Below are 13,183 nucleotides of genomic sequence, written 5' to 3' on the forward strand. Positions count from 1 at the left end.
AAATGATTCAAGTTCGTGCAATTAAAATTAAGACAATTTAAATAAATATCAAGTTTAACCGGATGGCGCGACCGCTATCACTATTGAGATAAAGGTCGCCACCATCATAAGTGCTCAGATATATTCTTCTACGCACTTGATTTCACTTTTTATTAATTGTAAAAAAATAAAGGATACAATCAATGAATTTACATGAGTATCAAGCAAAAGAGCTATTGAAAAGCTACGGTTTGCCCATTCAAGAAGGCATCATCGCCCATAACGGCGACGAAGCTGCTGCTGCTTTTGATAAAACACCTACAGATATTGCGGTTATTAAAGCGCAAGTACATGCTGGCGGCCGTGGTAAAGCGGGCGGTGTTAAGTTAGTTAAGACTCGCGAAGAAGCTAAGGAAGTTGCTGATGCGCTTATCGGTACCAATCTGGTTACGTTCCAGACTGACGCTGATGGACAACCAGTAAACTTTGTATTAGTTGCAGAAGATATGTACCCAGTACAAACTGAGCTATATCTTGGCGCAGTTGTTGACCGCTCTACGCGTCGCGTGACTTTCATGGCATCAACTGAAGGTGGCGTCGATATTGAAGAGGTGGCCAACGAAACGCCAGAAAAAATCTTTAAAGTAAGCGTCGATCCATTAGTCGGTTTAATGCCTTATCAAGCACGTGAAGTGGCATTTAAACTGGGTCTTGAAGGCAAACAAATCAACCAGTTTGTAAAATTAATGAGCGGTGCTTATAAAGCATTCATTGAAAACGATATTGATTTGCTTGAGATTAACCCATTAGCGGTTCGCGAAAATGGCGAAATCGTTTGTGTCGATGGTAAAATTGGTATCGACTCAAACGCCCTATATCGTTTGCCTAAAATTGCTGCACTACAAGACAAAACGCAAGAAAATGAGCGTGAACTAAAAGCGGCTGAATTTGACCTAAACTATGTTGCCCTCGAAGGTAACATCGGTTGTATGGTGAACGGTGCTGGTCTTGCGATGGCGACCATGGACATCATCAAACTGTATGGCGGCAAACCTGCTAACTTCTTGGACGTTGGCGGCGGTGCAACCAAAGATCGCGTTGTTGAAGCGTTCAAAATCATTCTAGAAGACAGCAGCGTTGAAGGTGTGCTAATTAACATCTTTGGCGGTATCGTACGTTGTGACATGATTGCAGAAGCTATTATCGCTGCGGTTAAAGAAGTCGATGTAAAAGTACCGGTAGTTGTACGTCTAGAAGGTAATAACGCTGAATTAGGCTTACAGATTCTAGAAGAATCTGGTCTGAAATTGACTTCAGCCCAAGGCTTAGCAGACGCGGCGCAAAAAATTGTCGATGCGGTTAAAGCCTAAGTCTTTAATATAAGTCGTTAACATAAGCGCGATGCTATTAATCAGTACGCGCTTAAACAAACGCTTAAGCATTATAGTCAAAGCGTGATGGCAGTTTTTAGTATGAGCATTAATCGTTAACATTTAACGACAGATGAGCTAGCAAACTGCTATTGCAAGACAACCGAATAAGGAAAACATAATGAGTGTATTAATTGATAAAGATACCAAAGTATTGGTACAAGGTTTTACCGGTAAGAACGGTACATTCCACTCTGAACAAGCGATCGAATACGGCACTAAAGTTGTTGGCGGCGTAACCCCGGGTAAAGGCGGTCAAACTCACCTAGGTTTGCCAGTATTTAACACCATGGCGGAAGCGATGGAAGCGACTCAAGCTGACGCATCAGTTATCTACGTACCGGCACCATTTGTACTAGATTCTATCGTTGAAGCAGTCGATGCCGGCGTGAAATTGATCGTTGTGATCACTGAAGGCGTACCGACTATCGATATGCTAAAAGCCAAGCGTTATATCGAAGAAGCAGACGGCGTCCGTATGGTTGGTCCAAACTGCCCAGGCGTTATCACTCCAGGTCAGTGCAAAATCGGTATCATGCCAGGTCATATCCATTTGCCAGGTAAAGTGGGTATCATCTCACGCTCTGGTACCTTGACTTATGAAGCCGTTGCACAGACCACTAAACTTGGTTTTGGTCAATCAACCTGTATCGGTATCGGTGGTGATCCGATTCCTGGTATGAATCAGATCGATGCGCTTAAATTGTTCCAAGAGGATCCACAAACCGAAGCTATCATCTTAATCGGTGAAATCGGCGGTACTGCTGAAGAAGAAGCGGCTGCTTATATCAAAGAGCACGTGACTAAGCCAGTGGTTGGTTATATCGCTGGTGTGACTGCGCCTGCCGGTAAGCGTATGGGTCACGCTGGTGCGATCATCTCTGGTGGTCAAGGTACTGCTGAAGAGAAATTTAAAGCCTTTGAAGACGCTGGTATTGCTTATACTCGCGATCCATCAAAAATCGGTGATAAGTTAAAAGAAGTTACCGGTTGGTAATTTAGGTATTAATCGATAATCTAATACCGAAACGTCGTTGAAAAAAAACCAAGGCACCCCTACAATGGGGTGTCTTTTTTTATTCTTAAAATACCTTTTCTTTGACTAAAATGTAGAAATTATGAAAAACAAGATATTGGTTACCGGCGGCGCTGGATATATCGGCTCACATACTTGTATAGCACTGCATCAGGCAGGCTATGATGTTGTGGTATATGACAATTTATCCAACAGTAGCATTGAGGCTATTAACCGTGCCTCCAAATTAGCAGGGCAGCCTATCGAATTTATCGAAGGCGATATTAGAGATGCTAAGTTACTCAGACAAGTATTTGCCAAACATGATTTCTTTGGCGTGATTCATTTCGCTGGGTTAAAGGCCGTTGGCGAATCCGTTGCCAAGCCACTGCTGTATTATAATAATAATGTCAGTGGTACCATCATTTTATTAGAAGTCATGGCTGAAGCAAACGTTAAAAACCTCGTTTTTTCATCTTCTGCGACTGTTTACGGTGACCCTGAAGTACTGCCTATTGATGAGACATCGCCACGTTCTTGCACCAATCCTTATGGGCAAAGCAAGCTTACGGTCGAGCATATTTTACAAGACCTAGCTGCAACTAATGATGGCTGGAATCTTATTCCTCTTAGGTACTTTAATCCCGTAGGCGCTCATCCATCTGGACAAATTGGCGAAGATCCTAATGACATACCCAATAATTTAATGCCTTATATCTCGCAAGTCGCCGTTGGTAAGCTTGAAAAGCTCAGCATCTTTGGTAATGATTACCCTACCGTAGATGGTACGGGTGTACGCGACTTTATCCATGTCACTGACCTTGCGCAAGGTCATGTAGCAGCGCTTAATTATCTACAGCAACAGGTAAGCTTAAGTCAAACAAACTCAGTAGGGTTCTTACCTATTAACCTAGGAACAGGCAAAGGTACTTCAGTGTTAGAGTTAGTCACTGCTTTTTCTGAAGTATCCGGCCAAGATATTCCTTATCAATTTTCTGCTCGTCGCGCCGGTGATATTGCCAGCTGCTATGCCAGTGCTGATAAAGCAAACGAGCTATTAGGTTGGGAAGCGAAACTCTCTATCACTGAAATGTGTCAAGATACGTGGCGTTGGCAGAGTATAAATCCGAACGGGTATAACATCGCTTAGATTGCATAAAGACTATCTTTGAAGCTACCTTTTATCTCAAACCTTTTAATACAGTTTAAAAACTATGAAAAAAATCACCCATGCTGTTATTCCCGTTGCAGGCTTTGGCACTCGAATGTTGCCATTGTCTAAATCAGTGCCGAAAGAACTGCTACCACTTGGCAATCGTCCGGCCATTCATTATGTCGTTGAAGAGGCAATTGCTGCTGGTATTAAGCATATTGTATTGGTTGGTCATGCACAAAAAAGTGCCATTGAAAATTACTTCGATATCAATGCTGAGCTAGATAACCAATTGCGTGCTAAAGGTAAAGATGAGCTAGCCGATAGCTTAAATTGGCTACCAGATGATGTGACGATATCGATGATACGCCAAGGTAAACCGTTAGGTTTGGGGCATGCAGTGCTTGCTGCGCGTCCAATCATAGGAATGAATGATTTTGCAGTATTGCTTCCAGATGTGGTACTTGATCCGTTTACTACAGATATGACTACTGATAATTTAGCCTTTATGATTGATGCCTTTGCGAAAGACAAGCATTCACAGATATTAGTGGATAAAGTCGCCGATGAAGATGTGCATAAATACGGTATTGCTCAATTAAGCGAATCTGATAACAATGTGCATGATATAGATAATAAAGCAGAGGCAAATACCAGCTTTAAAGTCGTGGGATTTGTAGAAAAGCCAAACTTAGCCGATGCACCTTCTAGATTGGCAGTGGTTGGGCGTTATGTATTTAGCAACCATATTTTTGATTATCTAGCAAATACCAAAGCCTCGGTCGGCGGTGAGATTCAACTGACCGATGCTATCGATGCCTTGATTAGTCAATATGGCGTTGATGTCACGACTATGCGCGGCGCCAGTTATGATGCCGGCGATATGCGCTCTTATATGCAGGCGTTTATTTATTTCGCTCAGCAGCAATTAGCAGATGAAGAGTAGTGCATGAACGATATAAAAGAAAATAATCGCTATAGCAGTGCGCGCCATTCTAAGTACTGGCAGCAGTTACAGGAGTTGGCGGCACAGCCATGGTCGCTTGATAGACTATTTACCCAAGATGCTGAACGTACGAGCCGTTTTAGCTCGCAAGCTGGCGCGCTATATATGGATTATAGCAAGCAGTGTATTAATGATGCTGTGCTAGAAAATTTATTAAATTTGGCGAATAGTTGCAAGTTATCAGGTCGCATTAAATCCTTATTACAAGGCGCGATGGTTAATACCAGTGAAGAACGCGCAGCGTTGCATACGGCGCTGCGTTTACCAGCTACCGCGAAACTACAAGTTGGTACGCAAGATGTCGTTAAAGATGTACATCAGAGCTTGGCGCGAGTTGCCAGATTGTCCGAGCGTGTACGTAGTGGTACGTGGCGTGGCTTTTCCGGAAAGGCGATTACCGATGTGGTTAATATCGGTGTCGGTGGTTCTGATCTAGGTCCACTGATGGCGACCACGGCACTTGATGAGTGGGCAGATACCGATATCGAAGTGCATTTTGTCTCCAATATGGACGGCACGCAGCTCGATAATTTACTAAAACACTTAAATCCTGAAACCACCTTATTTATTATATCCTCTAAATCTTTCGGTACCGTTGATACGCTATCCAATGCAAAGACAGCTCTGTCATGGCTGCTTGCAACTGCAAAACTGCGTGCGGGTACAGAGGACAGCGTATTACGTCGTCATTTTATCGGCATCTCCGCTAACAGCGAGAAAATGAGCGCGTGGGGTATTCATCCTGAGCATCAATTGCAGCTTTGGGAATGGGTTGGCGGCCGTTTTTCTTTATGGTCAGCGATTGGATTGGCTATTGCCATTCGTATCGGTATCGATGGCTTTAAATCGTTATTGGCCGGCGCTCATAGTATGGATGAGCACTTCGCGCAAGCGGATTTTGTAGAAAATTTACCAGTATTATTAGGTCTACTTGCCGTTTGGAATAGTACCTTTTTACAAGTAAATGCTCATACGGTATTACCTTATGATGGGCGTTTAGAGTATTTACCCAGCTACTTGACCCAGCTTGAAATGGAAAGTAATGGTAAGTCGGTGACGCTGCATGGCGAGCGCCTAGACTACGATACTTGTCCGATTTTGTGGGGTGAGATTGGTTCAAACGCCCAGCATGCTTTTTATCAGCTCTTGCATCAAGGGACGCAGCAAGTTTCTTGTGATTTTATCGCCTGTGTGCGGCGTTATAGTGATAAAGCCACCAATGCGTCATTACAGCAGCAACATGAACTGTCTTTAGCCAATTGTCTAGCACAAAGTCGGGTCTTAGCTTTTGGCAATGCGGCTATAGCTGATACTGATGGTCAAATCGCTTCTGACGCTGATAAATATAAATATTACCGTGGCAATCAGCCGTCAACGACTTTACTAATTGACGAGCTGACCCCGCATAGTTTGGGGGCATTAATCGCGCTTTATGAGCATAAGGTTTATGTGATGGCCAGCATTTGGGATATCAATCCGTTTGACCAATGGGGCGTCGAGATGGGTAAGCAGATGGCAGAGTCAGTGCATACCGCCATGCAGCAAGAGGGCGGTGAGCAGTTCGACAGCTCTACCAATCAGCTGTTACAACATATTAAGCGGTTCTCTTAATGGTTATATGGTTAAGTTATTAACACTGCTAATCTCCCAATAATGAAAGGTAAACTCATGAGCGCTGATGCCATAGATAAATATAAGCATGAACCTGCACCCAAGCCATTTAGTAATGCTGCCATAAATGCTAGCGTCTGCGTCCTTGTTGGTCATAGTATTGAAGCCATTACCAGTGCCGTGGTGCTGGCAAGTCTCGGTCATGTGGTTCATCTTTATGCCGATAAAGACGTATTGTCGCAGCAGTTACAACAGTATGGCTTTGAGCATCACCTGCAAGCGCTTTGGCAAATGTATGACCAGCAGCAACAGATTATGAGCTATGCGTTACCAAAGAGTGCTGATGAGTTAATACAGCGTTATGAAGTGGCGAGCGATAATGGCCAGAAAAAACCAGTAGCGCTATATTGGTTATTTTTAGACAGTATTAGCTCAGTATGGCTAGAAGACAGCTGGATTACTGCTTTTAATCATAGTCATCAGCAAGCATTACCAATCATAATGAGCGGTATTAAACAGTTAGGGTCGGTTGCCTCATTATCCAAGCGTTTGCAGCGCGCTTGGGTATATTATTTACCCTTCATATTTTTAAAAGACGGTGATGCTTATAGCTCGATGTTAAACCCGTCGTTATGGTTGCTTGGTGAAAAAACGCCAAACAGTAGCCATCATCTAAATCTGCTACAACCATTGATGCAGCATGCGCGTGCAACGTATCATGCCGATATTGCCACAATAGAGTTTGCTCGTAGTAGTATCATGGCGATGCTCGCAACGCGGGTCAGCTTTATGAATGAGATGTCGCGCTTGGCCGACAGTCATCAGGTTGATATCCAGCAGGTCAGCCATATAATGGGGCTCGATGAGCGTGTAGGTAGTAGCTATTTGCAAGCTGGTTGGGGATTTGGCGGTAATACGCTACCGACGGAATTGGTTCAGCTGCAGCAGTCAAGTCAAGCGCAGAGTTTGGCCATGCCGCTATTGCAATCGGTTATCCATATTAATGAAGACCAAAAAGAGCTGATATTCCGCAAATTTTGGCAATATTTTGACGGATTTATCGATAATAAAACCGTCATGATTTGGGGCGGTAGTTATAAGGCAGGCTCGGGACGAACGGCAGAATCAGCGATTCATCCTTTATTGGCATTATTATGGTCTTATAATATTCGAACGTTGGTTTATAGCGATAAAGCGCAAACAGAGCTTGCAGCCCTTTATAAGAAGCAGCCATTACTTGAACTGATAAACAGTCCGTATCAACAGCTTAATGAGGCGCAGGCAATCTTTATTATCAGCTGGTTGCCAGAGAATCGACTAGATATTGCCAAGCTTAATGAGCAAGCGATGCCCGTATTCGATGCGCAAAATGCCTTGTCACGAACGCAGATTGCTGGTTTGGTCGGCGACTATATGGGGATTGGTCGCGCCAAGTAAGGGTTTCTATCAAGTGTAAAATAAGCTCAGTATATAAACAGTTATTAGGCTAAAGCTAAATAAAAGCGCCGGTTAATTTTTATATTAATCGGCGCTTTTTTTATTCTTATAAGTTCAGAATGTCTTTATTTAGCATTGTAGCTATTTAAGCAGATACAGCACCTTGACGGGCAAGCCATTGTTGAATCTCTTGGGTTTTGGTCTGTAGTAAATCCTTATCCCCGCGACTTTCAATATTTAACCGAATTAACGGTTCTGTATTGGAAGCACGTAAGTTAAAACGCCATTCGCCAAAGTTCAAACTCAAACCATCAAGCATCGATTTAGTTGGATTTTCGATGCTAAACTTGGCTTCAATCGCTTTGATAATCGTCGGTGCCTCATGAGTGGTCAGATGAAAATTCAGCTCACCTGAGCTTGGATAGGCTGCAATATAACCGCTGACCAATGCTGATAACGTCTTGCCAGTAATCGATAATAATTCAATGGTTAGCAGCCAAGGAATCATACCGCTATCGCAGTAGAAAAAATCGCGGAAATAATGATGTGCTGACATTTCGCCACCATAAACCGCGCCAGAATCACGCATGACCTGCTTGATAAAGGAATGCCCAGACTTGCTGATGACCGCCTTACCGTTATGCTCAGTAATCACCGCTTCGGTGTTATAAATTACCCGTGGATCATAAACAATCGACTCGCCTGCATACTTGTTTAAAAATGCTTGCGCCAGCATTCCGACGACATAGCTACCATCGATAAATTCACCGTATTCATCAAATAAAAAGCAGCGATCAAAATCGCCATCAAAGGCAATCCCAAGGTCGGCTTTATGTGCTAACACAGCTTGCTGAGTGGCGACTCTATTGGCTTCAATCATCGGATTGGGAATGCCATTTGGAAAGCTGCCATCTGGCGTATGATGCAGTTTAATGACTTCAATTGGCGCGCCAGCTTGTGCTAACTTATCGATTAATAAATCAACTACCGGACCTGCGCTACCATTACCTGAATTAATCACCAGCTTTAGTGGCTTTAATTTATCAATATCAACGAAAGTTATCACATGATTGATATAGGCGCTTTTATCGGTCAAAAGCTGCAATTTGCCAGATACGTTATCAGTAGTAAATTGCCCAGACTCTGCTAACGCTTGAATCTCTGCCAAACCATCATCGGCGCTAATCGGTTTTGAGTGCTCTTTGACCAGTTTTAAGCCATTATAATTAATCGGATTATGGCTTGCCGTGACTTCAAGACCACCTAATGCTTGATAATGACTGGTGGCAAAATAAACCTCTTCCGTACCTGTCATACCCAAATCGATAACGTCGACGCCGGCATCTAGCATACCGGTGATAGTCGCTTGTTTTAATTGCTCACTTGAATGGCGAATATCGCTACCGATGACAATAGCTGGTTTTAAGTTTTTTAGTTCAGTGGCGGCATCACTATCTGCAATGTTATAACGCTGGAATAAAATTTGCGCAAAAGCACGGCCGATACGGTAGGCGATATCTTCGTCTAGATTGACCCCAAGCTCGCCGCGAATATCATAGGCTTTAAATGAATCAATTTTAATCGGCGAAAAATGAGTTTGAGTTGCCTTATAGCTGGCATTATTGGTATCGGATATGGGCATAACGATAAAATCCTCGCGTTTGAGCAGTGAGATGATAATTAAGTAGGTGAGCCAATTATAAGCCAATCAGTGTTCAATGCTACACTAACGACAAAATCGTTATAAACTTAATATGGTTCTATTTAATCACCAATAAAAGTATAAGAGTGTTTTTTATGAGTAGCCTAGAAAATATGAATAGCTTAGAAAGTAAAGTTAAAGTACCAACACCGGTACAAGGAACGCCAGTTGCTAATGGTGAATTAGCGGATTTATTGTCCTTAATGGCCCGGCTGCGAGCAGATTGTCCGTGGGATAAAAAGCAAAGCAATCATAGTCTCATTCCTTATGCTATTGAAGAAGCCTATGAGCTCGGCGAGGCGGTACAAGGTGATGATGATGAAGACATCAAAGGTGAGCTTGGCGATGTACTGCTGCAAGTAGTTTTTCATTGTCAAATATACGCTGAACAAGGGCGCTTTGATATGAATGATGTGATCACCACTTTACAAGAAAAGTTGATTCGCCGGCATCCGCATGTGTTTGAAACAGAAACGCTACAAGATGAAGCCGCGGTAAAAGAACGCTGGGATGAGATTAAAGCGGAGGAGCAACAAGAACGCGCCGCACGAGGTAAACCAAAACGTCGTTTGGATAATACCAAAGCGGGTAGCGCACTTATGCAAGCGCAGGATCTACAAAAACAAGCATCAAAATTGGGTTTTGATTGGGAAGGGGTGAGCGGAGCATTTGATAAACTTGATGAAGAAATTGCCGAGCTAAAAAATGAGCTGACCGATAAATCGAAAACTGCTGCTAAATATAACATAAGCAAGGCCAACATCAGAGACATTGAAAAAGAGCTTGGCGATTGCATGTTTGCATTGGTCAACGTCGCCCGTAAATTGAACCTCGATGCAGAAACCGCAACCTTAACTTGTGTGCATAAATTTAAATCACGCTTTGGCTATATTGAAGACCAGTTAGCTGCTGCTGGCAAGCGTTTAGAAGACAGTGATATTCATGAGATGGATGCGTTATGGGAAGCGGCGAAACAGCATGAACGCATCTAATAAGAGCCTTTTTATTAAATGGCAGCATGCTAATTTGTTTAAAAATGCAGTCATTTCTTTAGTAGGCATATTTTTTATGCTATCTCATCCTGTCTTTGCAGCGCCGTGTTTTGATAATGCCCAAAGCGCTTATAATTATCTATTGACGCAAGAAGCAGCGCAAAGCCAAGCGCGTACGCAGACCAGCATTAACATCAATCGAGCGACAGAAGCTGAGCTGGTATCATTAGATGGTGTTGGTAGCAGTAAAGCACAGGCAATTATTTTATATCGTGAGATGTTTGGTGGCTTTAAGACGGTTGATGAATTAACCAAGGTAAAAGGTATCGGTGCAAAAACCGTTGCGAAGAATCGCAGACGTTTAAGCGTGCAGGATTAATCACGGTATTAATCACAATATTTTGTATTAATTAACCCCAATATTAAAAAAATAGCATGTAAGTAAATGTCATAACACACCCACCATGGCCAAAATTTGTTAAACTAGCAGGTACATCCGCCTGATAGACGCTGTGTTCGTCAAAGGTGGTTAAGAATAAAGGCGAGGAGTAGATGCATGGCCGAGCGTGCCGCCAAGCAGTTAGAACTGAATAAATCTGAATTACCAAATTCCATTACCGAAGTGATTGCAACCCTAACCCGAGCTGGGTTTGATGCCTATATCGTCGGTGGCGGCGTGCGCGACACCTTGCTAGGCCTGCGTCCAAAAGACTTTGATGCGGTCACTGATGCCAAGCCCCATGAGATTAAAGACGTCTTTGGCAAGCGCTGCCGTATTATCGGTCGCCGTTTTCAATTGGCGCATGTCTACTCTGGGCGCGAGCTTATCGAAGTGGCTACCTTCCGTGGACCACCACTTAACGATTCTAATACCAATCAAGATGGTATGATTCTGCGCGACAATGTCTGGGGCGATATAAAACAAGACTTTGCCCGTCGTGACTTTTCTATCAATGCCCTTTATTATCAACCACTTAAAGGCGTAGTGCATGATTTTTGCGGTGCACTTGAAGATATCGATAATAAAATCATTCGTTTATTAGGCAATGCGCCGACTCGTATCGAAGAAGATCCGGTCAGATTGCTGCGTGCCTTGCGTTTTAAAGCCAAGCTTGGCTTTGATTTTGATAGCGAATTGGCCGCACAGTTCCATGATGGTAATTGGGCGCTACTTGAACAGATCTCTCCGCATCGTCTGTATGATGAAACGCAAAAGATGTTTACGGGTGGCTATTTAGTGCCATTATTGCCGTTATTGTTTGAGTCTGGCGCGATTGATAGTTTAATCATTTATCCGCCTGCTGAACCAAGTGCCTTAGTTAAACAAGTCGCTATTAATACCGACAAACGTATCGGCGCTGGCAAAAGTATCAACCCTGCCTTCTTTTACGCCGCGTTACTGTGGGAAAACTACCTACATCAATTAGAAAAAGCCAAAAAACGTAATATGCCTTTTGCGGATGCACAAATGCATGCAGCGGGCAAAGTTATTGACCGTCAGCGTATTAAAACTGCCATTCCAAAATTTGCCGAACAGTTTATTCGTGATATTTGGATATTGCAGCCAAAATTGGCCGCGCCACGTAGTAAACAAATTGTCCAGCTCTCTGAGCACCCACGTTTCCGCGCTGGTTTTGATTTCTTGTTATTGCGTGAGCAGTGCGGCGATGCCGAACATCCGCTATCAGAATCGACCAATGGTATGGGCGAGTGGTGGCACAACTATCAAACCTTGACCGAACAGCAGCAGGATCAAGCGATTGATGACTTTGATGAAAACATTCGCCGCGGTGCTTATAAGCAGGCGCAGCGTGGTCGTGGGCGTAATCGTCAAAAACCGCAAACCTCGAACGATAATGGCAAGGTGAATCACATAGAAAACGATCAGCAAAATAAAGTAAACGGCAATGGTCATACCAAGCAAGTGGTTAATGATGCCTCAAACGTGCCATCACGTCGCCGCCGCGCTGCCAGCCAGTCTGCTGTTCAGCATGTTAATAACAGTGTCAATAATCATAGTCGTAATAATAGCTATGATAAGCAGCAAGCAACACAAGATAATAATGAGCTTGCGCAGTTGCAACAGTTATCCCTTGCGAATACTGGTCATCAAGCGGCAAATAGACGCCACCATGCTAAGCCTGCACCGTTATTTGTCATAGAGCATGAGAGTGTTGTTCCGCCATTACGCAAGCAATTGCCAAGTGATGCACAGTCGCAATCGTCATCTAAGTCGCCTTCTAAATCTAAACTGGCTAGCCAAGCGTTTGTAGAAAAAAACACCGTTACTGACAACGCAGCGCCTAAAGAGCAGTCTGATAATCAAGCAGCAAAGCATCATACAAAGTCAAAGCAAGCTGATGTCAATGTTAGTACTGACTCAGCTTCTGCTAAAGCGCATACGACAGAGTATGCTACGCGCACGGTAGCCAGAACGCCGGCGCTTGTCAGTATGAATAACGAGCCGATACCGCATAAGCGTCGCCGTCGTCAGCCTACTGTTGTAGAAAATGACAATGGAAATAGCTCAGCTGATAGCAATAGCGTAGTAGAGGCTAAAGCAGTCGATAACAAAGCGCAGAAAGCGGCGAGATACGCAAAAAAAGCGCCGAAGTTAGCGACTGACGCTGTTAGTAAAACTGAAACTAGTGACGTTGAAAGTAAAGCTAAGAAGGCAACTAAAGCTTCAGCAGCCAAACCTACTAAAACCAGTCAAGATACGAAGAGCCAGACCAGTCAAAGTCAGTCAGCTAAGCATCAAACAGCTGCTAGTAAAATGAATGAGCAAAAAGGCCCTGTACCATCGAAGCGTCGCCGTCGTCAGCCAAGCGTTAATAACGTTTAAGTTTATGAGCGGA

General features: G+C 43.5%; 10 protein-coding genes. 9 read left to right on the forward strand and 1 reads right to left on the reverse strand.

Translation table 11 applies throughout. From position 1 onward, the window contains the following. The first annotated feature begins 182 nt into the window (after window positions 1-182). The 6 genes from sucC (at window position 183) to AC2FA3_RS06230 (ending at window position 7,631) form a co-directional block, all read left to right on the forward strand. Window positions 183-1,349, forward strand: a complete 1,167-nt coding sequence (gene sucC / locus AC2FA3_RS06205) for an ADP-forming succinate--CoA ligase subunit beta (RefSeq protein WP_490508819.1) — start codon at window positions 183-185, stop codon at window positions 1,347-1,349. Window positions 1,350-1,530: 181 nt separating this feature from the next. Then, window positions 1,531-2,406: a succinate--CoA ligase subunit alpha gene (sucD, locus tag AC2FA3_RS06210; protein WP_149490377.1), complete on the forward strand. Its 876-nt coding sequence runs from the start codon at window positions 1,531-1,533 to the stop codon at window positions 2,404-2,406. Between the two features lie 121 nt (window positions 2,407-2,527). Further along, a complete protein-coding gene (gene galE, locus AC2FA3_RS06215) occupies window positions 2,528-3,574 on the forward strand; it encodes a UDP-glucose 4-epimerase GalE (protein WP_490508821.1) in 1,047 nt (348 codons plus the stop codon). A gap of 64 nt (window positions 3,575-3,638) precedes the next feature. Beyond that, complete coding sequence (locus AC2FA3_RS06220; protein ID WP_490508822.1) at window positions 3,639-4,523, forward strand: UTP--glucose-1-phosphate uridylyltransferase; 885 nt, start codon at window positions 3,639-3,641, stop codon at window positions 4,521-4,523. Window positions 4,524-4,526: 3 nt separating this feature from the next. After that, entirely contained in the window at window positions 4,527-6,194 is a 1,668-nt protein-coding gene (gene pgi / locus AC2FA3_RS06225) for a glucose-6-phosphate isomerase (RefSeq protein ID WP_490508823.1), read from the forward strand. Between the two features lie 57 nt (window positions 6,195-6,251). Then, window positions 6,252-7,631: a hypothetical protein gene (locus tag AC2FA3_RS06230; protein WP_490508825.1), complete on the forward strand. Its 1,380-nt coding sequence runs from the start codon at window positions 6,252-6,254 to the stop codon at window positions 7,629-7,631. A gap of 145 nt (window positions 7,632-7,776) precedes the next feature. Here the strand turns inward: AC2FA3_RS06230 and AC2FA3_RS06235 are convergent, their stop codons facing one another. After that, entirely contained in the window at window positions 7,777-9,273 is a 1,497-nt protein-coding gene (locus tag AC2FA3_RS06235) for a phosphohexomutase domain-containing protein (protein ID WP_490508826.1), read from the reverse strand. Window positions 9,274-9,428: 155 nt separating this feature from the next. Between AC2FA3_RS06235 and mazG the strand changes: the two genes are divergently transcribed. From mazG to pcnB, 3 genes are all read left to right on the forward strand, one after another. Then, the gene (gene mazG / locus AC2FA3_RS06240; protein WP_490508827.1) at window positions 9,429-10,325 is read left to right on the forward strand and encodes a nucleoside triphosphate pyrophosphohydrolase; all 897 of its coding nucleotides are present in this window, start codon (window positions 9,429-9,431) and stop codon (window positions 10,323-10,325) included. Between the two features lie 76 nt (window positions 10,326-10,401). Further along, a complete protein-coding gene (locus AC2FA3_RS06245; RefSeq protein ID WP_490508828.1) occupies window positions 10,402-10,704 on the forward strand; it encodes a ComEA family DNA-binding protein in 303 nt (100 codons plus the stop codon). 177 nt (window positions 10,705-10,881) lie between these two features. Next, window positions 10,882-13,170 carry a polynucleotide adenylyltransferase PcnB gene (pcnB, locus tag AC2FA3_RS06250; protein WP_490508829.1) on the forward strand — a complete coding sequence of 763 codons (2,289 nt, stop codon included), beginning with the start codon at window positions 10,882-10,884 and terminating at the stop codon, window positions 13,168-13,170. Window positions 13,171-13,183 lie beyond the last annotated feature (13 nt).

The organism is Janibacter sp. CoH_79_TC_3 (genome assembly GCF_058197955.1).